General features: G+C 73.8%; 26 protein-coding genes. 19 read left to right on the forward strand and 7 right to left on the reverse strand.

The features are described 5' to 3' along the window. Nucleotides 1-5 precede the first annotated feature (5 nt). The 7 genes from map (at nt 6) to rplQ (ending at nt 4,439) form a co-directional block, all read left to right on the forward strand. Nucleotides 6-845, forward strand: coding sequence for a type I methionyl aminopeptidase (gene map, locus ACLQ14_RS12960; protein WP_425813597.1), 840 nt, complete (start codon nt 6-8; stop codon nt 843-845). A gap of 275 nt (nt 846-1,120) precedes the next feature. Next, nucleotides 1,121-1,342 carry a translation initiation factor IF-1 gene (gene infA, locus ACLQ14_RS12965; protein WP_012867920.1) on the forward strand — a complete coding sequence of 74 codons (222 nt, stop codon included), beginning with the start codon at nt 1,121-1,123 and terminating at the stop codon, nt 1,340-1,342. 76 nt (nt 1,343-1,418) lie between these two features. Then, nucleotides 1,419-1,532: a 50S ribosomal protein L36 gene (gene rpmJ, locus ACLQ14_RS12970; RefSeq protein WP_007540807.1), complete on the forward strand. Its 114-nt coding sequence runs from the start codon at nt 1,419-1,421 to the stop codon at nt 1,530-1,532. A 189-nt stretch (nt 1,533-1,721) separates the two neighbouring features. After that, nucleotides 1,722-2,096 (forward strand): 30S ribosomal protein S13, encoded by a 375-nt coding sequence (gene rpsM, locus ACLQ14_RS12975; protein ID WP_425813602.1) that lies wholly within the window; start codon nt 1,722-1,724, stop codon nt 2,094-2,096. A 106-nt stretch (nt 2,097-2,202) separates the two neighbouring features. Beyond that, nucleotides 2,203-2,607 carry a 30S ribosomal protein S11 gene (rpsK, locus tag ACLQ14_RS12980; RefSeq protein ID WP_425813604.1) on the forward strand — a complete coding sequence of 135 codons (405 nt, stop codon included), beginning with the start codon at nt 2,203-2,205 and terminating at the stop codon, nt 2,605-2,607. 157 nt (nt 2,608-2,764) lie between these two features. Further along, a complete protein-coding gene (locus ACLQ14_RS12985; RefSeq protein ID WP_425813606.1) occupies nt 2,765-3,772 on the forward strand; it encodes a DNA-directed RNA polymerase subunit alpha in 1,008 nt (335 codons plus the stop codon). 112 nt (nt 3,773-3,884) lie between these two features. Then, nucleotides 3,885-4,439: a 50S ribosomal protein L17 gene (gene rplQ / locus ACLQ14_RS12990; RefSeq protein WP_425813608.1), complete on the forward strand. Its 555-nt coding sequence runs from the start codon at nt 3,885-3,887 to the stop codon at nt 4,437-4,439. 105 nt (nt 4,440-4,544) lie between these two features. Here the strand turns inward: rplQ and lhgO are convergent, their stop codons facing one another. Beyond that, nucleotides 4,545-5,744, reverse strand: a complete 1,200-nt coding sequence (lhgO, locus tag ACLQ14_RS12995; protein WP_425813610.1) for an L-2-hydroxyglutarate oxidase — start codon at nt 5,742-5,744, stop codon at nt 4,545-4,547. A gap of 124 nt (nt 5,745-5,868) precedes the next feature. Here lhgO and ACLQ14_RS13000 point away from each other — a divergent pair, with 124 nt between their 5' ends. Further along, nucleotides 5,869-6,366 (forward strand): hypothetical protein, encoded by a 498-nt coding sequence (locus ACLQ14_RS13000; RefSeq protein WP_425813612.1) that lies wholly within the window; start codon nt 5,869-5,871, stop codon nt 6,364-6,366. A gap of 16 nt (nt 6,367-6,382) precedes the next feature. On the opposite strand, the gene ACLQ14_RS13005 is transcribed toward ACLQ14_RS13000, so the two are convergent. Continuing rightward, a complete protein-coding gene (locus ACLQ14_RS13005) occupies nt 6,383-7,180 on the reverse strand; it encodes an ROK family protein (protein WP_425813614.1) in 798 nt (265 codons plus the stop codon). A 108-nt stretch (nt 7,181-7,288) separates the two neighbouring features. Here ACLQ14_RS13005 and truA point away from each other — a divergent pair, with 108 nt between their 5' ends. Further along, nucleotides 7,289-8,200: a tRNA pseudouridine(38-40) synthase TruA gene (gene truA / locus ACLQ14_RS13010; RefSeq protein ID WP_425813975.1), complete on the forward strand. Its 912-nt coding sequence runs from the start codon at nt 7,289-7,291 to the stop codon at nt 8,198-8,200. A gap of 13 nt (nt 8,201-8,213) precedes the next feature. On the opposite strand, the gene ACLQ14_RS13015 is transcribed toward truA, so the two are convergent. Then, entirely contained in the window at nt 8,214-8,630 is a 417-nt protein-coding gene (locus ACLQ14_RS13015; RefSeq protein ID WP_425813616.1) for a DUF5709 domain-containing protein, read from the reverse strand. A 302-nt stretch (nt 8,631-8,932) separates the two neighbouring features. On the opposite strand from ACLQ14_RS13015, the gene rplM reads away from it, so the two are divergent. The 6 genes from rplM (at nt 8,933) to ACLQ14_RS13045 (ending at nt 13,930) form a co-directional block, all read left to right on the forward strand. After that, nucleotides 8,933-9,376, forward strand: a complete 444-nt coding sequence (gene rplM, locus ACLQ14_RS13020) for a 50S ribosomal protein L13 (protein ID WP_425813618.1) — start codon at nt 8,933-8,935, stop codon at nt 9,374-9,376. Between the two features lie 46 nt (nt 9,377-9,422). Beyond that, nucleotides 9,423-9,914 (forward strand): 30S ribosomal protein S9, encoded by a 492-nt coding sequence (gene rpsI / locus ACLQ14_RS13025; RefSeq protein WP_425813620.1) that lies wholly within the window; start codon nt 9,423-9,425, stop codon nt 9,912-9,914. A gap of 154 nt (nt 9,915-10,068) precedes the next feature. Next, the gene (glmM, locus tag ACLQ14_RS13030; RefSeq protein ID WP_425813621.1) at nt 10,069-11,418 is read left to right on the forward strand and encodes a phosphoglucosamine mutase; all 1,350 of its coding nucleotides are present in this window, start codon (nt 10,069-10,071) and stop codon (nt 11,416-11,418) included. A gap of 50 nt (nt 11,419-11,468) precedes the next feature. After that, the gene (locus ACLQ14_RS13035; RefSeq protein WP_425813623.1) at nt 11,469-12,209 is read left to right on the forward strand and encodes a peptide deformylase; all 741 of its coding nucleotides are present in this window, start codon (nt 11,469-11,471) and stop codon (nt 12,207-12,209) included. Nucleotides 12,210-12,383: 174 nt separating this feature from the next. Beyond that, nucleotides 12,384-13,070, forward strand: a complete 687-nt coding sequence (locus tag ACLQ14_RS13040) for a DedA family protein (RefSeq protein ID WP_425813625.1) — start codon at nt 12,384-12,386, stop codon at nt 13,068-13,070. Next, entirely contained in the window at nt 13,067-13,930 is an 864-nt protein-coding gene (locus ACLQ14_RS13045) for a siderophore-interacting protein (RefSeq protein WP_425813627.1), read from the forward strand. Before ACLQ14_RS13040 ends, ACLQ14_RS13045 begins: the two co-directional genes overlap by 4 nt. Before the next feature lie 63 nt (nt 13,931-13,993). Here the strand turns inward: ACLQ14_RS13045 and coaA are convergent, their stop codons facing one another. After that, nucleotides 13,994-14,983: a type I pantothenate kinase gene (gene coaA, locus ACLQ14_RS13050; RefSeq protein ID WP_425813977.1), complete on the reverse strand. Its 990-nt coding sequence runs from the start codon at nt 14,981-14,983 to the stop codon at nt 13,994-13,996. A 121-nt stretch (nt 14,984-15,104) separates the two neighbouring features. On the opposite strand from coaA, the gene glmS reads away from it, so the two are divergent. Both glmS and ACLQ14_RS13060 read left to right on the forward strand, forming a co-directional pair. Continuing rightward, on the forward strand, nt 15,105-16,970 hold the full coding sequence (glmS, locus tag ACLQ14_RS13055; RefSeq protein ID WP_425813629.1) for a glutamine--fructose-6-phosphate transaminase (isomerizing): 1,866 nt from the start codon (nt 15,105-15,107) through the stop codon (nt 16,968-16,970). Between the two features lie 85 nt (nt 16,971-17,055). Further along, the gene (locus tag ACLQ14_RS13060) at nt 17,056-17,391 is read left to right on the forward strand and encodes a pyrophosphatase (RefSeq protein ID WP_425813631.1); all 336 of its coding nucleotides are present in this window, start codon (nt 17,056-17,058) and stop codon (nt 17,389-17,391) included. A 108-nt stretch (nt 17,392-17,499) separates the two neighbouring features. Here the strand turns inward: ACLQ14_RS13060 and ACLQ14_RS13065 are convergent, their stop codons facing one another. Further along, entirely contained in the window at nt 17,500-18,240 is a 741-nt protein-coding gene (locus tag ACLQ14_RS13065; RefSeq protein ID WP_425813633.1) for an IMP cyclohydrolase, read from the reverse strand. A gap of 23 nt (nt 18,241-18,263) precedes the next feature. Between ACLQ14_RS13065 and ACLQ14_RS13070 the strand changes: the two genes are divergently transcribed. Then, complete coding sequence (locus tag ACLQ14_RS13070) at nt 18,264-18,614, forward strand: holo-ACP synthase (RefSeq protein ID WP_425813635.1); 351 nt, start codon at nt 18,264-18,266, stop codon at nt 18,612-18,614. A gap of 106 nt (nt 18,615-18,720) precedes the next feature. Here ACLQ14_RS13070 and ACLQ14_RS13075 read toward each other — a convergent pair whose 3' ends face one another. Continuing rightward, complete coding sequence (locus ACLQ14_RS13075; RefSeq protein WP_425813637.1) at nt 18,721-19,656, reverse strand: type IV toxin-antitoxin system AbiEi family antitoxin domain-containing protein; 936 nt, start codon at nt 19,654-19,656, stop codon at nt 18,721-18,723. A 206-nt stretch (nt 19,657-19,862) separates the two neighbouring features. Further along, a complete protein-coding gene (locus ACLQ14_RS13080) occupies nt 19,863-20,906 on the reverse strand; it encodes a TIGR03560 family F420-dependent LLM class oxidoreductase (RefSeq protein ID WP_425813639.1) in 1,044 nt (347 codons plus the stop codon). 105 nt (nt 20,907-21,011) lie between these two features. Between ACLQ14_RS13080 and ACLQ14_RS13085 the strand changes: the two genes are divergently transcribed. Further along, on the forward strand, nt 21,012-22,634 hold the full coding sequence (locus tag ACLQ14_RS13085; protein WP_425813641.1) for an NAD(P)H-hydrate epimerase: 1,623 nt from the start codon (nt 21,012-21,014) through the stop codon (nt 22,632-22,634). Nucleotides 22,635-22,639: the final 5 nt, after the last annotated feature.

Raw genomic sequence — 22,639 nt, forward strand, 5'->3', positions numbered from 1 at the left:
CGAACATGTTCGGACGCGACCACATCGAGTACAAGACCGCCGACCAGGTGCGGCTCATGCGCAGCGCGGGCCTGGTGGTCGCCGACGTGCACGCGGCCGTCCGGGCGGCCGTCGTCGCCGGGGTGACGACGGCCGAGCTGGACGCGGTGGCCGCGGAGGCGCTCCGCGCCGCGGGGGCCACGTCGTCGTTCCTCGGCTACGAGGGCTACCCGGCGACGATCTGCGTCTCCGTGAACGACGAGGTCATCCACGGCATCCCCGGCGACCGCGTGCTGCGTCCCGGGGACGTCGTCTCGGTGGACGCGGGGGCGGTCGTCGACGGCTGGCACGGCGACGCCGCGTTCTCCGTGGTGCTGCCGGGGGCGGTCGGCGTGGTTGCCGATCCGGCGGACACGGCGCTCGTCGAGACGACCGAGCGTGCGATGTGGGCCGGCATCGCGGCGCTGGCGGGGGCCTCCCGGCTGGACGTCGTCGGCGCCGCCGTGGAGGACGTCGCGGAGGGCGGCCCGGAGGGCCCCTACGGCATCGTCGAGGAGTACGTCGGGCACGGGATCGGCACCCGGATGCACGAGGATCCCGACGTCCCCAACTACCGCACCCGGGGCCGTGGCCCGCGGGTGCGTCCGGGCCTGTGCGTGGCGATCGAGCCGATGCTGACGCGCGGGGACGCGTCCACCCAGCTGTGCGAGGACGAGTGGACCGTCGTGACGGACGACGGCTCGCGCGCGGCGCACTGCGAGCACACGGTGGCCGTCCTGGAGGACGGCCTCTGGGTGCTCACGGCGCCCGACGGCGGCGCCGCGGCGCTGGCCCCGTTCGGCGTCCGGGTGGCTCCGCTCTCCTGAGCGCGGGCACCTGAGGTCAGGGTGAGGCCGGCGGCCTCGCCTGCGTTTCCCTCGTGCCACTCGATGCCGTAAGATGGTTGGCTGGGTGTGGAGACGACGCGTCCGGTCGGCCTTGATGGGTCGGCAGGCGTCGTGCCACGACCTCGGACGTCCGGCCGGTGCCGCCGTCCGCGGTCCGGCGGGATGCTCCATGCACAGTCCACTGGGTCGACGTCCGGCGCGCGCGCCGTGCCACGGCCTGCGTGGGTCAAGTCACACGAGAGTTAGCGGAGGACATGGCGAAGAAGGACGGCGTCATCGAGATCGAGGGCAGTGTGGTCGAGGCCTTGCCGAACGCGATGTTCCGCGTCGAGCTGGCCAACGGTCACAAGGTGCTCGCGCACATCTCGGGCAAGATGCGACAGCACTACATCCGGATCCTCCCCGAGGACCGGGTCGTGGTGGAGCTGAGCCCGTACGACCTGTCCCGCGGTCGAATCGTCTACCGCTACAAGTAACCCGTCCGATCGAGACGCCGTCGTGGCAGGCCTGGGCGCGCCCAGGTCGCGATGCGGACGGCGGCGGAGGAACACGATGAAGGTCAACCCGAGCGTCAAGAAGATCTGCGACAAGTGCAAGGTGATCCGCCGGCACGGAAACGTCATGGTCATCTGCGAGAACCCGCGTCACAAGCAGCGTCAGGGCTGAGCGCCGCGCCTCGGTGACGAGGCGTGCTCGACCCACCGGTGAGCGACCCGCTCACGACGCACCACCACGAACTTGCCCGGTCCGCCGGGCAGGGGAACCCCCGGTCGGAGGCCGGGGCCCGCAGCAGTGACGGCAGCGGGAGGGCGGTGCGGAAGACCTCCGACCGAAGTACAAGGAGCCGTCAGGCACATGGCACGTCTCGTCGGCGTCGACCTCCCGCGCGACAAGCGCCTCGAGGTTGCGCTCACCTACATCTACGGCGTCGGCCGTACCCGCGCCCAGCAGACGCTGGCTGCGACCGGCATCAGCCCGGATCTCCGCGTGAAGGACCTCGGCGACGCCGAGCTCGTCGCGCTTCGTGACTACCTCGAGGGCAGCTACAAGCTCGAGGGTGACCTCCGCCGTGAGGTGGCGGCCGACATCCGCCGCAAGGTGGAGATCGGCACCTACCAGGGGCTGCGCCACCGTCGTGGCCTTCCCGTCCGCGGTCAGCGCACCAAGACCAACGCGCGTACCCGCAAGGGTCCGAAGCGCACCGTGGCCGGTAAGAAGAAGGCCCGCTAACCAGCAGTCCGTGCCGGACCCGTCCGTCGCGCCGACGTCGTACGTCGGCTGACGAACGTCGACGGTCCGCCGGTCCGAACACCTCACTCCAGGAGAACCTCAGGACATGCCTCCCAAGACCCGCGCTGCCGCCGGCCGCAAGCCGCGCCGCAAGGACAAGAAGAACGTCCCGCTCGGCCAGGCGCACATCAAGAGCACCTTCAACAACACGATCGTCTCGATCACGGACCCGTCGGGCGCCGTGATCGCGTGGGCCTCCGGCGGCGACGTCGGCTTCAAGGGCTCGCGCAAGTCGACCCCGTACGCGGCCGGCATGGCCGCCGAGGCCGCGGCCCGCAAGGCCGCCGAGCACGGCGTCAAGAAGGTCGACGTCTTCGTCAAGGGCCCGGGCTCGGGCCGCGAGACGGCGATCCGCTCCCTGACCGCGGCCGGCCTCGAGGTCGGCTCGATCCAGGACGTGACCCCGCAGGCGCACAACGGGTGCCGCCCGCCGAAGCGCCGCCGCGTCTGATCTCGCTCGTCGCCGCGGGGCGCTCACGCGCCCCGCGGCACCGTGCGTCCGGACACGGCGGAGCCGGAGCCGTCGGGCTCCACTCCGCGCCGGTCGCGCACCTGCACCCTCACCGTGATGCGTCATATGGCGGACGCACACCGAAAGGAACCCACCAGTGCTCATCGCACAGCGCCCCACCCTGACCGAAGAGGTCATCTCGGAGCACCGTTCCCGCTTCTCCATCGAGCCGCTCGAGCCCGGCTTCGGCTACACGCTCGGCAACTCGCTGCGGCGCACGCTGCTCTCCTCCATCCCCGGCGCAGCCGTCACCTCGATCCGCATCGAGGGCGTCCTGCACGAGTTCTCGACGATCCCCGGGGTCAAGGAGGACGTCACCGAGATCATCCTCAACGTCAAGGGTCTGGTCGTCTCGTCGGACAACGACGAGCCGGTCGTCATGTACCTGCGCAAGCAGGGTGGCGGCCCGGTCACGGCGGCCGACATCGTCCCGCCGGCGGGCATCGAGGTGCACAACCCCGAGCTCCACATCGCGACGCTGAACGACTCCGCGAAGCTCGAGATCGAGCTCACGGTCGAGCGCGGCCGTGGCTACGTGTCCGCAGCCCAGAACAAGGCGTACGACTCGGAGATCGGCCGCATCCCGGTCGACTCGATCTACTCGCCCGTCCTCAAGGTCACGTACAAGGTCGAGGCGACCCGTGTCGAGCAGCGCACCGACTTCGACAAGCTCGTCGTCGACGTCGAGACGAAGCCGGCCATCTCGCCGCGCGACGCGCTCGCCTCGGCCGGCCGGACGCTCACGGAGCTGTTCGGCCTCGCCCGCGAGCTGAACGTCGAGGCCGAGGGCATCGAGATCGGCCCGTCGCCCACGGACGCGGCGCTCGCCGCCGACCTGGCGCTGCCGATCGAGGAGCTCAACCTCTCGATCCGCTCGTACAACTGCCTCAAGCGCGAGGGCATCCACACCGTGGGTGAGCTCGTGGCGCGCAGCGAGGCCGACCTCCTCGACATCCGGAACTTCGGCGCCAAGTCGATCACCGAGGTGACGGAGAAGCTCGGGAAGCTCGGCCTGTCGCTCAAGGACTCGCCGCTGGACTTCGACCCGACCGCCGCGCAGTACTACGGCGACGACGAGTACACGGACGACGAGCAGACGTTCTGACCTGCCTACGGAGCAGTCGATGAGTCTGGCCCGCGGCGTCCCGGCGCCGCGGGTCACCATCCCGCACTGAGGACTGGCCCGCCAGGCCTCAGCCCACGAAGGAGCACAACCCATGCCTACCCCCACCAAGGGCCCGCGGCTCGGCGGTGGCCCGGCTCACGAGCGCCTCATCCTCGCGAACCTCGCGACGAGCCTCTTCGAGCACGGTCGCATCACCACGACGGAGACGAAGGCGAAGCGCCTGCGCCCCCTGGCCGAGCGCCTCATCACCTTCGCGAAGCGTGGCGACCTCGCCGCGCGTCGCCGCGTCCTGACCGTCGTCCGTGACAAGGGCGTCGTGCACACGCTCTTCACGGAGATCGCGCCGACCATGGCCGAGCGCCAGGGTGGCTACACGCGCATCACGAAGGTCGGCAACCGCAAGGGCGACAACGCCCCCATGGCGGTCATCGAGCTCGTGCTCGAGCCCGTGAGCCCGAAGCAGGCCGTCGTCAAGGAGGCCGAGAAGGCCGCCTCGAAGGCCGCCAAGAAGCCCGCGGCGAAGAAGCCCGCCGCCGCGGACGAGAAGCCCGCCGCCGAGGAGACCCCGGCAGCCGAGGCCGAGGCCACGGCCACGGACGAGGCGCCCGCCGCCGACGCCGCTGCCGAGGAGAAGTCCGAGGCCTGAGCCTCGTCTCCCGCTCCCGAAGGGGCCCGTTCCGCTGCCGCGGAGCGGGCCCCTTCGTCGTCTGGTCGCCGTCGCTCACGGAGATCCACGCCGCGGGGGCGGCCGTCAGGTGAGGTGCTCGCGGATCAGGTGGTCGGCGATCGCGAGCGACGACGTCGCCGCCGGCGACGGCGCGTTGCGGAGCAGGGTGACCGGGCCGACCTGGTCCACGGCGAAGTCGTCGACGAGCGAGCCGTCGCGGGCCCACGCTTGCGCCCGGACGCCGGACGCGGCGCGCTCGGCGAGGTCGGAGGGTCGCAGCTCGGGAACGAATCGGCGGGCGCGCCGGTAGTAGAGGGGCTTGAGCAGCGAGCCGCCGACCTCGTCGACGCCCATGCGCCAGTGGCGGCGTGCGAGCGGCCAGGCACCGGGCCAGGAGAGCGAGCCCCACGTGTCGCGCAGCGAGACCTGCGACCACCCGTAGCCCTCGCGGCGCAGCGCGGGGACGGCGTTGGGACCGACGTGCACGGCGTCGTACACGCCCCGGGTGAAGTGGACGCCGAGGAACGGGAAGCGGGGGTCGGGGACCGGGTAGACCAGCCCGCGGACGAGCGACGCCCGCTCCGGGGCCAGGGTCCAGTACTCGCCCCGGAACGGGAGGATCCGGGGGGACGGGTCGGCGCCCACGAGCCGGGCTACGACGTCCGACTGGAGCCCCGCGCAGACGACGACGCGGTCGAACGTCCCCGCGAGCTCGCCCGCGACGAGGCTCGCGCGTCGCCCGCCGGGCCCGGTGACGGCGAGCGACGTGACCTCGTGCCCCAGCAGCACGGTGCCGCCGGCGGCACGAACGTCCTGGGCCATGGCCTCGGTCACCGCGGCGTAGTCCACGACGGCGGTGCGGGGCGAGTGCACGGCGGCGACGCCGGCCACGTGCGGCTCGAGCTCGCTCAGGGCGCCGTGGTCGTCGAGGCGGCGCAGGTCGGGGACGCCGTTGGCACGCGCCCGACGCTCGATCTCCGCGAGCGCCGGCAGCTCCGACGCGTCGACGGCGACGACCAGCTTGCCGAGCTCGCGGTACGGCAGGGCCTTCTCGGCGCAGTAGTCGCGCAGGGCGGCGCGACCGGCTGTGCAGAGCGTCGCCTTGAGGGACCCCGGCGCGTAGTAGAGCCCCGCGTGGACGACACCGGAGTTGTGGCCGGTCTGGTGGCGGGCGAGGCGGTCCTCCTTCTCGAGGACGGTCACGGCGTCGCCGCGCAGCGCGAGAGCGCGCGCGAGCGCCACGCCCACGATCCCGCCACCGACGACGGCGATGGTGCTGGTCATCGCCCCAGCATGGCGGGTCGGCGCGGGCCGCTCAAGCGTCGGCGGGGCTGAGATGACGGATGTCATCGGGCCTCGGTGACGGTCGGCCCTGCCGCGGACGGCTGCGCCGGCCGAGGCTGGAGCCATGATCAGCTCCTCCGACCTGAGCATCGTCGTCCACGTCGTCCTCGGCCTCCTGGCCCTCGTGTGCATCTTGTCGCGGCAGGTCCAGAAGCGGCCCGCGAGGTCGTCGCTGCGGATGCCGCTCGTCCTGACGGCCGTGGGGCTCTACGAGGCGACGTCGTTCGTCCGCGACGCGGCGCCGGCGTCGGGCGTCCCGGCGGGTGTGGTCGCGCTGCTCGCGCTCGGCGTCGTCGTCGGGGGAGCGCTGGCCGCGGTGCGCGGCTACCAGGTGCGGGTGTGGCGGGACGCGGACGGCACGTTCGTGCGTCAGGGGACGCCGCTGACCGTGCTGCTGTGGCTCGTCGCGATCGCCGCGCACCTCGGCATCGACGTCGCGATCGACCGCGTGGCGCACGACCTGTCGGGTCTCGGGTCCGCGTCGCTGCTGCTCTACCTGGGCGTGGTGCTGGGCATCCAGGGCCTGGTGGTCCGGCGCCGGGCCGAGCTGCTGCCGGCCTGAGCCGCGCCGGCCCGGTTCAGCGGGGGAGGGACCACGCCCGGGCGCCGCCGACGAGCGCGGCCGAGTTGGGGACCACGACGACGTCGTCGCCGAGCCGGTCGAGCGCGCCGCGCGTGATCTGTCGCGCGTTGCCGCCGCCGAGGTAGAGGCGGTCCCACCAGAAGACCGGGCGCAGGCCCTCGACGACCCGCAGGACGCGGCGCGACCACAGGGCGTTGCCGAGCCGCCGCCGCTCGGGCTCGCCGACGTACTCGTCATAGGTCGTGCGGGGGCGGACCGGCGCGTGGGACCACTCGAGGTGCGGCGACAGCGTGCCGCCCAGGAACAGGGCGGAGCCGAGTCCGGTGCCGAGCGTGAGGACGAGCTCGAGGCCGGACGCGGCGATCACCCCCGCGCCGTGCACCTCGGCGTCGTTGAGCACGAGCGCCGGCAGTCCCAGGCGCTCGCCGACGGCGGCCTGCACGTCCATGCTGCGCCACGCGTCGGCGAGCTCGGCCGAGACCGGCGTCCGGGGGCCGCGGGGGCGGATGTAGTGCGGCGTGTGCACGACGACGCCGCGCCGGATCATCCCCGGCAGGCCGACGGTCACGCGCTGCGCGGGAGGCAGCGTGGCGGCGATCTCGGCGATCGTGTCCACGAGGCGCGAGGGCGGGAGCGGGTACGGCGTGGGCACCCGGACGGGCTCGGCGTGGGCGGTGCCGGCCGCGTCGAGGACGGCGGCCTTGATGCCGCTGCCTCCGCAGTCGACCGACAGGGTGATGGTGCCCTCGTCGGCCGGGCCGGGCCGGGGTTCGGGCGTGCGGGGCTCGGGCATGCGAGCACGGTAGGCCTCTCGACGGGACTTGTCAGAACCTGGCGAGCCTCGAGCCCGCCGAGATTCTGACAGGCGGCCGGGCTCACGGACAATGGGCGGGTGAGCGAGCTGCCGGCCCCTGCTGCCCCCGACGACCGCGACCTCCGGGTGCGCCTCGACCTCGCGTACGACGGCGCCGGGTTCGCCGGGTGGGCGCGCCAGCCCGGCCTGCGGACCGTCCAGGGCGCGCTGGAGGAGGGGCTCGCGACCGTCCTGCGCGCGGAGGCGAACGGCGAGGCCCCGCCGCGCGTGCAGGTGGCCGGCCGCACGGACGCCGGGGTGCACGCGCGCGGTCAGGTCGCGCACGTCGACCTGACCCCGCGCCAGTGGGCGGGGCTCCCGGGGCGGTCGGACCGGCAGCCGGGGGACGCGCTCGTCACCCGGCTCGGTGGCATCCTCCCGCACGACGTCGTCGTCCGCGGCGCGGTGCCAGCGCCGGCGGGCTTCGACGCGCGGTTCTCGGCGCTGCACCGCAGCTACACGTACCGGGTCGCGGACCGGCCGGAGCTGCGCGACCCGCTGCGTCGCGGCTGGGTGCTGTGGACCCGGCGACCGCTGGACGTCGCGTCGATGGACGCCGCCGCGCGGCCGCTGCTCGGCGTGCGTGACTTCGCCGCCTTCTGCAAGCCCCGGCCGGGCGCGACGACGATCCGCGAGCTGCAGGAGCTGCGCTGGGAGCGTCCGACGGACGGTCCGGACGCGGGCCTCGTGGTCGCGCACGTCCGGGCCGACGCGTTCTGCCACAACATGGTGCGCGCGCTGGTCGGTGCCAGCCTCGCGGTGGGGGAGGGGCGCCGGCCCGTCGGCTGGCTCGCCGAGGTCCTGGCCTCGCGTCGCCGGGACGCCGCGGGCGGCGTCGTGCCCGCGCACGGGCTCGTGCTCGAGGGTGTCTCGTACCCGCCCGACGCGGAGCTCGCCTCGCGTGCGGAGAGCATCCGCGCGAGGCGGCTGGACGAGGACGTCTGGGACGGCCCGTCCTGAGGTCTCGACCCGATCAGCCCTCGTCGTCGTCCGGCACGAAGTGGACCGCCGCCTCCTCGGCGCTCGCGCCCGCCCCCGAGATGCCCTCGTCGACGCCGTAGACGTCGTTGTCGCGCCCGCCCGCCGCGTCGTCGTCCTCGCCGAGCCGTCCGGCGCGGCCCACGTCGCGGACGGGCTCCTCCTCCCACTCGTCGGGCTCCTCCTCGGAGAGGCGCTGGTCGAGGCTCTCGCCCTCCCGCTCCTCCTCCTCGGTCTCGCCGAAGTGGTTGCTGCGCGGCCGCTCGGGCGGGTCGTAGCCCTCGTCCAGCGGGTCCTCGACGCCGCGGTCCAGCAGCGTGTCGCCCGTGTCGAGCTGCTCGGTCTCGCTCTCGGACCAGTCGTCGCGGTCGTCCATGCCCTCGGGCAGGCCGTCGGGGTAGTTCTCGCTCATGCGTCCAGCGTGGCACCGTCCGCCCGGCCCCGCAGCGCCGGGACGACGGCCCTCCGGCCCGGTCGCACCCGCCTCCGGGCCGCCGCTTTGACCCGGCTGCGCGCGCCACGGTAGTCTTGACAGTCGTTGTGCTTCCTTGCCCGACCCACTGTTCGAACCGCTGACGGATACCGTGCGCCCACTCGCTGGCCCGTCACGTCCGGCTCATGGTCGGAGGCAGGCTTCTGGAGCGCTCAGACGAACACTCGTCGGTCGCAGTTCGCTGCGCCGAAGAAGACCGAACCGAAACGAAGGCTACGACCGTGCGTACGTACACCCCGAAGCCCGGCGACGTCCAGCGCGACTGGTACGTCATCGACGCGACCGACGTCGTCCTGGGCCGTCTGGCCAGCCACGTGGCGACCCTCCTGCGAGGCAAGCACAAGGCCACCTTCGCGCCCCACGTCGACGGCGGTGACTTCGTCATCGTCATCAACGCGGAGAAGGTCGCCCTGACCGGCAACAAGCGCGAGCAGAAGCTGGCGTACCGCCACTCCGGCTACCCGGGCGGCCTCCGCGCAACGCGCTACGCGGACCTGCTCGAGAAGCACCCCGAGCGGGCCGTCGAGAAGGCCGTCAAGGGCATGCTGCCCAAGACGAGCCTGGGCAGCGCGCAGTTCGGCAAGCTGAAGGTCTACGCGGGTGCCGAGCACCCGCACGCCGCCCAGCAGCCGAAGCCGTTCGAGATCACTCAGGTCGCCCAGTGAGCTCGGCTCGCTGACAGACAAGCACAAGGACGCGAGGACACCACCAGTGGCCGAGACCACCGTCGACACCGACACGCTGGACGAGAACGCTCCCAGCACTTACACCACCGAGACTGCCGCTGCCTCCACGGGCCACGGACAGTCCCTCACGGCACCCGGGCAGGCCCTGGGTCGCCGCAAGGAGGCGATCGCCCGCGTTCGCCTCGTCCCCGGCTCCGGCCAGTGGAAGATCAACGGGCGCACCATCGAGGACTACTTCCCGAACAAGGTGCACCAGCAGCTCGTGAGCTCGCCGTTCACGATCCTCGACATCGAGGGCCGCTTCGACGTCGTCGCCCGCATCAGCGGCGGCGGCATCTCCGGCCAGGCGGGCGCACTGCGCCTCGGCATCGCGCGCGCTCTGAACGCGATCGACGAGGACAGCAACCGCGCCACCCTCAAGAAGGCCGGGTTCCTGACCCGCGACGCCCGCGTCGTGGAGCGCAAGAAGGCCGGTCTCAAGAAGGCCCGCAAGGCCCCGCAGTACTCCAAGCGCTGATCCCAGCGCCGGCCCGACGGCCTCGACGGACTCGTTCCGTCGGGGCCGTCGGTGTCTACGGGGGTTTGTCAGGAGCGCTGCGCGCAGGTCGGCGCGGCCACCACGACGTCGGTCGAGCGGCGTCGGTCAGAACGAGGGAAGCAGGCGTCAGCACATGGGTCGGTTGTTCGGCACGGACGGGGTCCGAGGACTCGCCAACAAGGACGTCACGGCGGAGCTCGCGCTCGACCTCGGGGTCGCGGCAGCGCACGTGCTCGGCACCGCCGGGGAGTTCGCGGGGCACCGGCCGCGCGCCGTCGTCGGACGCGACCCCCGCGCGTCGGGAGAGTTCCTGTCCGCCGCGGTGTCCGCAGGCCTGGCGAGCGCCGGCGTCGACGTGCTCGACGTCGGAGTCCTGACCACCCCCGCGCTCGCGCACCTCACGGACGCGCTGGGCGCGGACCTCGGGTGCATGCTCTCGGCGTCGCACAACCCCATGCCCGACAACGGCATCAAGTTCTTCACCCGCGGCGGCCTCAAGCTGGACGACGGCGTCGAGGACGCGATCGAGCAGCGGCTCGAGGAGCCCTGGGACCGCCCGACGGGCGCGGACGTGGGCCGGATCCACCGCGACACCGGGCAGGCGGGCAGCCTCTACGTCGAGCACCTCACCCGCTCGATCGAGGGGTCTCTCGACGGGCTGCGGATCGCGGTCGACTGCGCCAACGGCGCCGCGAGCGAGGTCGGGCCCGAGGCGCTGCGCGCCGCCGGAGCCGACGTCGTCGTGATCAACGCCAGCCCGGACGGGCGCAACATCAACGAGAAGTGCGGCTCGACGCACCCCGAGCAGCTCCAGGCCGTGACCGTCGCGTCCGAGGCAGACTTCGGGGTCGCGTTCGACGGCGACGCGGACCGCTGCCTCGCGGTGGACCACACGGGCGCGCTCGTCGACGGCGACAAGATCATGGGCATCCTCGCGCTCGCGCTCGCGGCTGAGGGCCGGCTCGCAGGCGACACCCTCGTCGTCACGGTCATGAGCAACCTCGGCCTCATCCTCGCGATGCAGCGCGCCGGCATCCGCACGGTGCAGACGGGCGTGGGGGACCGCTACGTCCTCGAGGCCATGCGCGAGGGCGGCTTCTCGCTGGGCGGCGAGCAGTCCGGGCACATCATCGTCTCGGAGTTCGCGACCACGGGCGACGGCATCCTCACCGCGTTCCAGCTCGCGGCGCACGTGAAGCGGAGCGGGCGGCGGCTCGCGGACCTCGCGGGGGAGATCGAGAAGCTCCCGCAGGCCCTGGTCAACGTGCCGGGCGTCGACAAGGCGCGCGCCGGCCACGACGAGGAGCTCCTCGCGGAGATCGCCCGCGCCGAGGCGGCGCTGGGCGCCACGGGCCGGGTGCTCCTGCGCCCGTCGGGCACCGAGCCGCTGGTCCGGGTCATGGTCGAGGCGGCCACGCAGACCGAGGCCGACGACGTCGCCGCGCTCCTCGCGGGGACCGTCAAGGAGCGCCTCGCGCTCTGAGCGCGTGGGCGCTCGGTACCGGCGTGCCGGGGCGTGACTACGCTGACCGGGTGACCTCTCCGGACCCCGCCACCGCAGACCCTGACCTCCGCACCCGCGACTGGACGGGCGGCGTCGACGACCGGCTGCGGGAGGACGTGCTGCGGCTGCTCGGCGCGGCGACCGACGGCGTGCTCCCGATCGTCCAGCTCGGCCACCCCGTGCTGCGCCGCCCCGCGACGCCGTACACGGGCCAGCTCGGCGACGCGTTGCCCCTGCTGCTGGAGGTCATGCGCACGACCATGGTCGCCGCGCCCGGGGTGGGTCTCGCCGCGCCGCAGATCGGGCTGGGGCTGCGGATCGCCGTCGTGCACGACCCGGGCTTCCCGGAGGGTTACGAGGTCGCGGCCGCCGAGCGCGAGCGGGTCGCGCTGCCCCACCGGACGATCGTCAACCCGCGCTACGAGGGCGTGCCCACGCCGGGTGCCGTGCGCGACGACGGCGCCCGGGCGGGGGTCGAGCGGCGGTCCTTCGCCGAGGGCTGCCTGTCGTTCGAGGGCTATCAGGGCGTCGTCGCCCGGTTCCGCTCGGTCCGCCTCGTGGCGCAGGACGAGCACGGGACGGAGGTCGACGAGGTGCTCACCGGCTGGCCCGCCCGGATCGTCCAGCACGAGACCGACCACCTCGACGGCGTCGTCTACGTCGACCGCGTCGAGACGCGCTCGCTCATGACCAACGAGAACGCGGGTCGCCTGTGGGGCGGCGTGCCGACCGGGCAGGTCGGCGAGCTGCTCGGCTTCCACGTCGAGTAGTCCCCCGGGGCGACGTCGCCGGCACCACTCCTGCGACCCTGGTCGGATCAGGGTGCACCCCGGGGGTGATTCGGGGGCTTTCCCGATGCCGAGGCACCCTCCGCATCCCTACGCTGAAGGGGACGGGCCGCGCCTCGCGGCCGCGTCGGAGGAAACGGCGAGGGGGGGAACCCGATGGGCGAGCTGCTCCAGCACCTGCAGGACGCGGTCCTGGCTGCGTCCGGCGCGTGGTGGATCTACCCGGCCGTCGTGCTGTTCTGCCTGGTCGACGGCTTCTTCCCCCCGATCCCTTCGGAGTCCGTCGTGATCGCGCTCGCGGTCGCGGCGACGACCGGTCACGACCCGAACCTCTGGCTCCTCCTGGGCGCCGCGGTCGTCGGCGCGTGGAGCGGCGACCAGGTCGCCTACCAGCTCGGCAGGTGGGTCGGCACGGACCGCGTCCGGCTGCTGCGCGGGCCGCGCGGCCGGCGCGCCGTGGCATGGGCGCGCTACGCGCTCGAACGGCGCGGCGCCACCTTCATCCTCGCGGCGCGGTACGTGCCCGTCGGCCGGGTCGCCGTGAACATGAGCGCGGGCGCCCTACGCTACCCGCGTCGACGCTTCATGGCGGTCTCGGCGCTCGCCGCGGTGCTGTGGGGGATCTGCTCGGTGCTCGTCGGGCTCGCGTCCGCGGCGTGGCTGGGAGACCAGCCGCTGCTGGCGATGGCCGTGGGCGTCGCCGTCGGGCTCGTCGTCGGGGTGGGGATCGACCGGGTCGTCACCGCGGTGTGGGCGCGCCGTGCCGCGCGCAACGCCGTGGCCGAGGCGACGGCCGGCACCCGCGAGGCCGTCGCAGCGTCCGGTGGCACACTCGTCCGGTGACCTTCGAACGCACCGGATCCCGCCACGACATGGCCGCCCGCCGAGCGCGCGTGGCCCGCACCGTCCGACTCGCACCGAGCGTCGTCCGTGTGACGTTCACTGGCGACGAGCTCTCCGGCCTGCCCGCCCACGGTCCCGAGGACCACGTCAAGGTGTTCTTCCCCGACCCGGCCACCGGCGAGCTGCACGCACCCCGCATGGTCGACGGCGCGCTCCAGCGGCCGACGTCGGGCGTCAGCGTCTCGCGCGACTACACCCCCCGTACGCTGAGGCTGACCGCGAACGGCACGGAGCTCGACCTCGAGCTCGTGCTGCACGGCGTCGCCCACGACGGCGCCCCCGCCGGCCCGGCGTCGTCGTGGGCGGCGTCGGCGGCCGAGGGGGACGAGCTCGTCGTCGCCGGTCCGCGCGGTTCTCGCGGGGTGCCGGCGGGGATCGACCGGCTCGTGCTCGTCGCCGACGAGACGGCGATGCCGGCCGCGGCCCGCTGGATCGAGCAGGCGCCCGACGACGTCGCGCTGACCGTGATCCTCGACCTCGCCGACGACGACGCCGACGCGTACGTCGACGCGCCCGCGCCCGACGGCGGCCCCAGCCCCTTCGCGCGGGCGTCGGTCGAGCGGCTCTACCGCGCCGACGGGCCGGGCCAGGTCGACGAGGCCGTGCGCTCGCTCGACCTGTCCGGCGAGGCGACGTACGTCTGGGCGGCCGGGGAGGCCACGACCCTGATCGCGGTGCGCCGGTACCTGCGGCACGAGCTCGGCCTGGGCGCCGAGCGGGTCAAGGTCGACGGCTACTGGAAGCGCGGCGTCACGAACCGTGACCACCACGAGCCGCTCGACCCGTCCGACCCGGACTGACCGCGAGATACCCCTCCCGGAGGCCTACCTCGCGAGGTATCCCTCCTGGAGGGGTCCTCGCGGTCAGAGCTTGCGCAGACGGACGCGCTGCACGGCGTGGTCCTGCCCCTTGGTCAGGACGAGCGTCGCGCGGCCCCGCGTCGGCAGGATGTTCTGCTCGAGGTTCGGGGCGTTGATCGAGTCCCAGATCTGCCGGGCCCGCTCCACGGCCTGCTCGTCCGTCAGCGACGCGTAGCGGTGGAAGAACGACTCGGGCTTCGCGAACGCCGTCCGGCGCAGCGCGAGGAACCGGTCCACGTACCACTGGCGGATGTTCCGGGTGCGGGCGTCGACGTAGATCGTGAAGTCGAAGAAGTCGCTGACGGCCGTCGCGGAGTCGTCCGCCATGCCCGACGGGATCGGGCGGGCCGGCTGCAGCACGTTGAGGCCCTCGACGATCAGGACGTCGGGGCGGCGGACGACCTTCTCCTCCCCGCGCACGATGTCGTACGTCAGGTGGTCGTAGACGGGCACCGTGACCTCGTCCCAGCCGGCCTTGACCCGGGACAGGAAGCGGAGCAGCCGGCGCCGGTCGTACGACTCGGGGAAGCCCTTGCGCTCCATCAGGCCGCGCCGCTGGAGCTCGGCGTTCGGGTAGAGGAACCCGTCGGTCGTGACGAGCTCGACGTGCGGCGTCTCGGGCCAGCGGGCGAGCATCTCGCGCAGGACGCGCGCCGTCGTCGACTTCCCGACCGCCACCGAGCCGGCGATGCCGATCACGAACGGCGTCCCGCCCGAGTCCTCGCGCAGGAACGTGCTCGTCGCCTCGTGAAGCTGCGCGGTCGCCGCGATGTGCAGGTTGAGCAGCCGCGAGAGCGGCCGGTAGACGGCGTCCACCTCGGCCAGGTCGATCGGGTCGCCGAGCCCGCGCAGCCGCTCGACGTCGGCGTCGGTCAGCGGGAGCGGCGTCGACTCCGACAGCCGGGCCCAGGCGGCGCGGTCGAGGTCGACGTAGGGCGAGGCGCTCCGCAGCGGGTCGGCCGGCGAGGCGGTGCGGAGTCCGGGCGGGTCCAGCGTGTCGTCGAGGGGATCGGTCACGCGCACGATTCTGCCAGTGCGGGGCGGTGGGTCCGGGGTTGCGTCCACCGTGATCGGCAGGGCCGATAACGAATCGTGACCTTGTTACGCTCGGCCCATGTGCGGAATCGTGGGCTACGTCGGTGCTGCCGACGCGCCGTCGCAGCGTCCCCTGGAGGTCGTCCTCGAGGGCCTGCGCCGGCTCGAGTACCGAGGCTACGACTCGGCGGGGGTGGCGCTCGTGTCGCCCGGCGTCGAACGGGTCACGAGCAGGAAGAAGGCGGGCAAGCTCGCGAACCTCGTCGAGGCCATCGCGTTCGACCCGCTGCCCGACGCGACGGCGGCGATCGGTCACACCCGGTGGGCCACCCACGGCGGCCCGACCGACGTCAACGCCCACCCCCACCTCGCCGACGGCGGCCGCCTCGCCGTCATCCACAACGGCATCGTCGAGAACTTCGCGACCCTGCGCGACGAGCTCCTCGCCGACGGAGTCCAGTTCCTCTCCGAGACCGACACCGAGGTCGCCGGCCACCTCCTGGCCAAGGCGTACCGCGAGACCCGCGACCTCGCCGCCGCCATCCGCGACACCGCGCGGCGCCTCGAGGGCACCTTCACGCTCCTGGCCGTCCACGCCGACGAGCCGTCCACGGTCGTCGGCGCGCGCCACGACTCGCCGCTCGTCGTCGGGCTCGGCGACGGCGAGAACTTCCTCGGCTCCGACGTCGCCGCCTTCGTCTCCCACACGCGCGAGGCCCTCGAGCTCGGCCAGGACGAGGTCGTCACGATCACGCCCGACAGCGTCGTGGTGACCGACTTCGCGGGCCGGGTCGTCGAGCCCAAGCGGTACACCGTCGACTGGGACGCGTCGTCCGCCGAGAAGGGCGGCTTCCGCACCTACATGGACAAGGAGATCCACGACCAGCCCCAGGCCGTCGCGGAGACCCTCCTCGGGCGCACCGACGTGAACGGGCGCCTCCAGCTCGACGAGCTCCGCATCGACGAGTCGGTGCTCCGAGCCGTCGACAAGATCGTCGTCGTCGCCTGCGGCACCGCGGCCTACGCCGGGCACGTCGCCAAGTACGCCATCGAGCACTGGTGCCGCATCCCCGTCGAGGTCGAGCTCGCGCACGAGTTCCGCTACCGCGACCCCGTCGTGAACGAGAAGACGCTCGTCGTCGCGATCACGCAGTCCGGCGAGACCATGGACACCCTCATGGCCGTGCGGCACGCGCAGGAGCAGGGCGCGAAGGTCCTGTCGATCGTGAACACGCACGGCTCGACCATCCCGCGCGAGTCCGACGCCGTCCTCTACACGCACGCCGGCCCCGAGATCGCCGTCGCGTCCACCAAGGCCTTCCTCGCGCAGATCACCGCCACCTACCTGCTCGGCCTCTACCTGGCTCAGGTCCGCGGCAACAAGTTCCCCGACGAGATCGGCGAGGTGCTCGCCGACCTGCGCGCCATGCCCAACAAGATCCAGACCGTCCTCGACCGCGGCGACCACGTCCGCGTCATCGCCCGCTGGATGAACTCCGACTCGGTGCTGTTCCTCGGCCGTCACGTCGGGTTCCCGGTCGCCCTCGAGGGTGCGCTCAAGCTCAAGGAGCTCGCCTACATCCACGCCGAGGGCTTCGCCGCCGGCGAGCTCAAGCACGGGCCGATCGCGCTCGTCGAGCCCGGGCAGCCCGTGTTCGTCATCGTGCCGTCCCCGCGCGGCCGCGACTCGCTGCACTCCAAGGTCATCTCCAACATCCAGGAGATCCGCGCCCGCGGCGCCCGGACGCTCGTCATCGCCGAGGACGGCGACGACGCCGTCAAGCCGTACGCCGACGAGGTGTTCTGGGTCCCCGAGGCGCCGACGCTCCTGTCCCCGCTGCTGAGCGTCGTGCCGCTGCAGATCTTCGCCTGCGAGCTGGCGACCGCGCGCGGGCTGGACGTCGACCAGCCGCGGAACCTCGCCAAGTCGGTCACCGTCGAGTAGGGGCCTCGGCCCCGGTCGGGTCCGAGTCTCGTGCCGACCGTCACCTCGGGTGCGCCCGGATGGTGGTGGCGTCGATACTCGACGGATGGAACTCGGGGAACTGGGCGAGGAGCTCGAGGTCATCTCGCGCGTGTACGCGCGGCGGCACGGCGTCGAGCGGACCGACGACTGGCTCGTGCTCAAGCTGCACGAGGAGGTTGGCGAGCTCACCCAGGCTTACCTGGAGCGCGGCGGGCGGTCACGGAGCCGAGGCAGCTCGGCCGACGACGTCGACGCGGCCTTCCGCGCGGAGCTCGCCGACGTGCTGGCGCAGCTCCTCCTGGTGGCTCGGCGGTTCGACGTCGACCTCGATGCCGAGATCGAGCGGAAGTGGTTCCGTTGGCGGCACCTGATCGAGCCCGAGGACCGTCTCGAGGCGTGATCCCGTGGCGCCGAACACGCGGTCCGCGCCCGTCTGCTCCGGCGGACGGACCGTCGCCGCGTGGTCGCCGGGCGCGGGTCCCGTGCTCGGCGACGGCTCGAGCGCGCGTCAGTCGCCGTCCTCGTGGCGGACCGGACCCAGGACGCCGTCGCGCGGGACGAACGTCGACGCCGCCACGCGGTACGGGCCGCGGAGCGCCGACCACAGCTCGTCGAGGAGCGTGATGGCCCCTCCCGCGCGCGTCAGGACGTCGCGGTGGCGGCGCGACGCCACGGGGAACGGCTCGGTGCCCGTCGGGTCGGGCTCGTAGGTCGTCAGCGCCACGCCCTCACCCGGGCCGAGGTCGCCGAGCGTCGTCACCGTGACGTCCGAGCCGTTGCGGAGTCCCTCGGAGTGGCGGGCGGCGCCGAGCCACGCGTGGCCGGTGGCGCGCTCGACGACCGCCGTGATGCGCGGCGTGAAGATCGGCGGGTCCGGCTCGTACGCGAGACCGTCCAGCGCGATGCGCGGATCTGTGCCCGTCGCCAGGCTCTTCGCGACCGTCTCGACGTGGTCGCCGTTCCCGAACACCGTCCACGCGTCGTCGCTCACCGCGGCCGTGTAGTGCCGCAGCGGGTCGTGGGCCGGGAGCGCGCCGGCGGACGCGCGGCCCGAGCCCGAACCGGGGGACGAGGGCGCGACGACGAGAGCGCCGTCGTCGGGCACGAGGACGCGGGCGCGTGACCGCGCGGACCGGCCCGTCAGCGCCACCCCGCCCAGGAGCTCGCCGACCGGCGTGCGCGCCAGGACCACGACGCGGCCGGGGTAGGTGCCGGGGACCAGGACGTCGGACATTCGGGGCGCGGTCACAGGCAGCACTCTAGGCTTCGAGGATGATCATCGGGGTCGGGATCGACGTCGTGGACGTCGCACGGTTCGTGGCGACGCTCGAACGCACCCCCGCGCTGCGGGAACGCCTGTTCACGGAGGCCGAGCGCGACCTGCCGCCCGCGTCGATCGCGGCCCGGTTCGCGGCCAAGGAGGCCATCGCCAAGGCGCTCGGCGCGCCCGGCGGGATGCGGTGGCACGACGCGACGGTCCACCGCGTCGAGGGGGGCGCGCCGGTCGTCGAGATCCGCGGGACCGTCAAGGCGCGCGCGGACGAGCTCGGCATCGCGACGTTCCACCTGTCGATCTCGCACGACGCCGGCATCGCGTCGGCCATGGTCGTCGCTGAGGGCTGACGGCCACCCGCCGACCACGGGCTGCGCGCCCATCCTGGCGGACGGACGGGCGCCCAGCCCGTGATCGACGGGTGGCGATCGCGTGTTCGGCTCGAGTCTCCGCGCCTCATCCTCGGAGCGCCCGGCAGATCGCCGGCGCGATCGAGCCGGAGTCGCGCGGCGTGAACCGCAGGACGTCCACGACGCCCGTCGACACCCAGAGGTTCTGCCGGGTGCGGTCCTTGAAGACGGCGGCGGGCGTGTCGTGGATCTCGCTCCCGTCGAGCTCGGCGACCAACCAGCGGCCGTCCCTCTTCCGCCAGCCCGCGTCGGCGCGCGAGAGCTCGCGACCGTCCGCGTCGACGAGGGGCAGCTGGAGGACGTCCGGCGGGATCCCGTCCTCGATGCACTCGAGGCGCGTGGTCGACTCGAACGGCGACTCGGCCCGCGCGTCCGCGAGCTCCCAGAGGTCGTGCCGCGTGGCGATCCCGCGTCGGCCGCGTGCGAGGTCGTGCGCTCGCTCGAGCCCCGCCGGGCCGAGCTTCTTGCGGTAGAGCGCGGAGTCGAGCACGGCCAGCCCCTGGCCTCGGGGGAGCTCCGGAACTGCCTGCGCCAGCGCCCACGCGACGCTCGCGACGCGACGCCCCGCGATGACGACCGTCTCGAGACCGTCGTCGAACTGGCGGAGCGCGATGCCGTCGCGCGACATCCGATCGCTCGCTCTCGGCAGCGCCGCCTCGGCCCGGAGCCCGACGGGTGTCCCCTCGACGCCGTGGAGGACCAGCGCGCAGGCCCCGACGCTGATCGCGTCGGGGCCGTAGGCGAGGAGCCCGAGCCATGCCGTGCGTCGTCGGGCGTGGTCGTGGACCGACGTCTCCGGCGGGGGTGGCGTGCGCAGGTCGAGCACTCCGGAGGTCGGGCGAGCCCACGCGCGCCGCGCGACGAGGCCGCGGACGCCCTTGTCGGTCAGGCCGTGCTCCCGGCACTGGGTGATCGAGGCCAGCCCGCCCTGGGACTGGGCCAGCGCGAAGAGGGTTCGGGGTACCTCGGTCCGTCGGTGCACGGACCCATGTCAGCGCCCTTCGAGCGCCGCCGCCGGTGCCGGTACCCGCGCTGTGGACAAGGCGAGCCGCCGGGCAGCCTGTGCACGCCGTCGTCGGGCCGGAACAGCGTGGCCGAGCACGGGATCCCCGCCCCACGACGACGGGCTCCGCGACCGTCAGCGAAGCTGGACGGTCGCGGAGCCCGTGTTCGGCGAGGAGGGGAGGGTCAGGCCTGGAGGGCCGGGACGACCTCGCGCTCGAACAGCTCGACGCCGCTCGTGTCGTACGCGATGCCGGGGAAGTAGCCGATCGTGTACTCGAGGCCCCGGTCGCGGAACTCCGTGAGCCGCTCGACGACCTGCTCGGGCGTCCCGACCATCGGGCCGCCGCGCAGCCCGGCCATCTCGCGGTCCACGGCCTCGCCGGAGACGCTCTCCCGCAGGTGCGCCTCGATCCAGGCGAGGCGGTCCTGGACGTCCTTCTCGGTGGCGCCGACGACGACGTTGAAGTTGCCCGAGCGGGTGATCTCGTCGAAGTCCCGGCCGAGGTCGGTGCAGTGCCCGCGCAGCACCTCGGACTTGTGCTCGAACGTCTCGAGGTCGCCCGCGAAGTTGGTGTACTGCGCGTACTGCGCCGCGATCCGCAGCGTGCGCTTCTCGCCGCCGCCCGCGATCCACAGCGGGATGCTCGGGCCGGCGGCCTCGCCCGCCGCGTGCTGGAGGGGCTGGGGGTAGTTCCGCGCGCCCGACACCTGGTAGACCGAGCCGTCGAGCGTGGCCTCGCCCGTGCGCCACAGCTGCGCCATGATGTCGACGCCCTCGGCGAGCGCGTCGAGGCGCAGCCCCGCGCGCGGGAAGCCGTACCCGTAGGCCCGCCACTCGTGCTCGTACCAGCCCGCGCCGATGCCCATCTCGATCCGCCCGCCCGACACGTGGTCGACCGTCGTCGCGAACTTCGCCAGGTAGGCGGGGTTCCGGTACGACATGCAGGTGCACATCTGGCCCAGGCGCACCCGCTCGGTCGACGCAGCGAACGCCGCCATGAGCGCCCACGCCTCGTGCGTCGCCTCCTGGGTCGGCTCGGGCACGGTGTGGAAGTGGTCGTAGACCCAGACGGACTCCCAGGCGTGCTGGGCGCCGGGGAGACCCTCGCCGGCGAACGCGGTGTCGGCGCGGCGGGCGAGGGAGTGCATGGTCTCCCAGTGCTGCGCGGGCTCGATGCCCGTGAGGTCGAGCCGCCAGCCCTGGGGAATGAAGAGTCCGAATCGCATGGACCGACCGTACCCCGTTCGAATCGATTCGTGTCCTGCCGGGCAGGTGCCGCCGGGGAGGCTCGCCGGTCGGCGCGCGGGCGCGCGTCGTCGCATGATGGCCGGGTGATCGAAGCCCGCACCGCCGCAGCCGTCCGCGCCGCCGAGGAGCCCCTCCTGAGCGCGGGCGTGCCCCTGATGGAGCGCGCCGCGTTCGCGCTGTCCCGGGCCGTGCTGCGGGAGCTCGCGGCCCGACGGCGGCGCGTGCCCGGGGCGCGGGTGGTCCTGCTCGTCGGCGCGGGGAACAACGGCGGCGACGCCCTGTTCGCGGGCGCGTACCTGCGCGGCCGCGGCGTCGACGTCACCGCGTACGGGGTGAGTCCCCGCGTCCACGAGGGCGGCCTCGCCGCCCTGGTCCGCGCGGGCGGCAGGTTCGTCGTGGTCCACGACACGCTCGCGCCCGACGACGTCGCTTCCGCCGGGCGGTCCGCGGACCTCCCGGCGACACCGGCGGGCGTCGCGGCGCACGCTGCGGGGAGCGACGTCGTCGTCGACGCGGTGCTCGGCACGGGGGCGCGCGGCGCCCTGCGCGGCGTGGGCGCGGACGTCGTCGGGCGGCTGACGGCTGCGACGACAGGCGGCGCCGACCGGCCGCTCGTCGTCGCGGTCGACGTCCCCAGCGGTATCGGCGTCGACGACGGGACCGTCCCGGGAACCGTGCTGCGCGCCGACGTCACCGTGACGTTCGGCGTGGCCAAGCGGGGCCTGCTGCTGCCGCCGGCGGCGGAGCGCGCGGGCCGGCTCGAGGTGGTCGACATCGGTCTGGGCCTGGGCAGCGCGGGCCGTCGCGCCGGGACCGCCTGGCGGCTGTGCCGTCTCGAGCCCGACGACGTGGCCGCCGTCTGGCCCGTGCCGGGCGCGACGTCCCAGAAGTACTCGCGCGGCGTGCTGGGGATCGTCGCCGGCACGTCGGAGTTCCCCGGCGCGGCCGTGCTGGCCGCGACGGCCGCAGTCCGCGCCGGGGTGGGGATGGTGCGCTACGTCGGGCCGGACGCGGTCGCGCGGGCCGTCGTGGGCGCGCGCCCCGAGGTCGTGCCCGCACGCGGACGGGTGCAGGCGTGGGCGCTCGGGCCCGGCCTCCCCGCCGCGGCCCCGCGCGGCGACGACGGTCCCGTCGAGCCCGACGTCCTGGTCCAGCACCACGAGGCGCGGTCGGCGCTCGCCGCCGCCGGCGCCCAGGACGGGCGCGTGCCCGTCGTCGTCGACGCGGGGGCGCTGTCGCTGTTGCCGGCGCGAGTCCCCGCCACGGTCGTCCTGACGCCCCACGCCGGCGAGCTCGCGACCCTCCTGCGTTCCCGCGGGCAGGACGTCGACCGCGCGGCGGTCGAGGCCGCGCCGCTCGAGCACGCCCGCCTCGCGCACGAGCTGACGGGGGCGACCGTGCTGCTCAAGGGCGCGGTGACCGTCGTCGTCGGGGCCGGGGGAGCCGAGTACGCGCAGGCCGACGGACCGGCCTGGCTCGCGACCGCCGGCGCGGGGGACGTGCTCACCGGCCTGCTCGGGACCCTCCTCGCGGGCCGTTCCGACGACGTCCTGGGGGACCCGACGCTGGCGGCGACCCTCGCCGCGGCGGCCGCGTCCGTGCACGGGCTGGCGGCGCACGCGGCGAACCCCGGCGGCCCGGTGAGCGCGCTCGCCGTCGCGGACGCGCTTCCCGGCGTCGTGGCGGAGCTCCTCCGCCAGGGCTAGCGGCC

Origin of the sequence: Luteimicrobium sp. DT211, from assembly GCF_049844995.1 — a bacterium.
In the GTDB taxonomy this organism is placed as follows: Bacteria; Actinomycetota; Actinomycetes; order Actinomycetales; family Cellulomonadaceae; genus Luteimicrobium.

Coding starts and splice junctions, on each gene's coding strand:
- map (WP_425813597.1), top strand. CDS start 6: ATGTTCGGACGCGACCACATCGAGTACAAGACCGCCGACCAGGTGCGG.
- infA (WP_012867920.1), top strand. CDS start 1,121: ATGGCGAAGAAGGACGGCGTCATCGAGATCGAGGGCAGTGTGGTCGAG.
- rpmJ (WP_007540807.1), top strand. CDS start 1,419: ATGAAGGTCAACCCGAGCGTCAAGAAGATCTGCGACAAGTGCAAGGTG.
- rpsM (WP_425813602.1), top strand. CDS start 1,722: ATGGCACGTCTCGTCGGCGTCGACCTCCCGCGCGACAAGCGCCTCGAG.
- rpsK (WP_425813604.1), top strand. CDS start 2,203: ATGCCTCCCAAGACCCGCGCTGCCGCCGGCCGCAAGCCGCGCCGCAAG.
- rplQ (WP_425813608.1), top strand. CDS start 3,885: ATGCCTACCCCCACCAAGGGCCCGCGGCTCGGCGGTGGCCCGGCTCAC.
- lhgO (WP_425813610.1), bottom strand. CDS start 5,744: ATGACCAGCACCATCGCCGTCGTCGGTGGCGGGATCGTGGGCGTGGCG.
- ACLQ14_RS13000 (WP_425813612.1), top strand. CDS start 5,869: ATGATCAGCTCCTCCGACCTGAGCATCGTCGTCCACGTCGTCCTCGGC.
- ACLQ14_RS13005 (WP_425813614.1), bottom strand. CDS start 7,180: ATGCCCGAGCCCCGCACGCCCGAACCCCGGCCCGGCCCGGCCGACGAG.
- ACLQ14_RS13015 (WP_425813616.1), bottom strand. CDS start 8,630: ATGAGCGAGAACTACCCCGACGGCCTGCCCGAGGGCATGGACGACCGC.
- glmM (WP_425813621.1), top strand. CDS start 10,069: ATGGGTCGGTTGTTCGGCACGGACGGGGTCCGAGGACTCGCCAACAAG.
- ACLQ14_RS13040 (WP_425813625.1), top strand. CDS start 12,384: ATGGGCGAGCTGCTCCAGCACCTGCAGGACGCGGTCCTGGCTGCGTCC.
- glmS (WP_425813629.1), top strand. CDS start 15,105: ATGTGCGGAATCGTGGGCTACGTCGGTGCTGCCGACGCGCCGTCGCAG.
- ACLQ14_RS13060 (WP_425813631.1), top strand. CDS start 17,056: ATGGAACTCGGGGAACTGGGCGAGGAGCTCGAGGTCATCTCGCGCGTG.
- ACLQ14_RS13070 (WP_425813635.1), top strand. CDS start 18,264: ATGATCATCGGGGTCGGGATCGACGTCGTGGACGTCGCACGGTTCGTG.
- ACLQ14_RS13080 (WP_425813639.1), bottom strand. CDS start 20,906: ATGCGATTCGGACTCTTCATTCCCCAGGGCTGGCGGCTCGACCTCACG.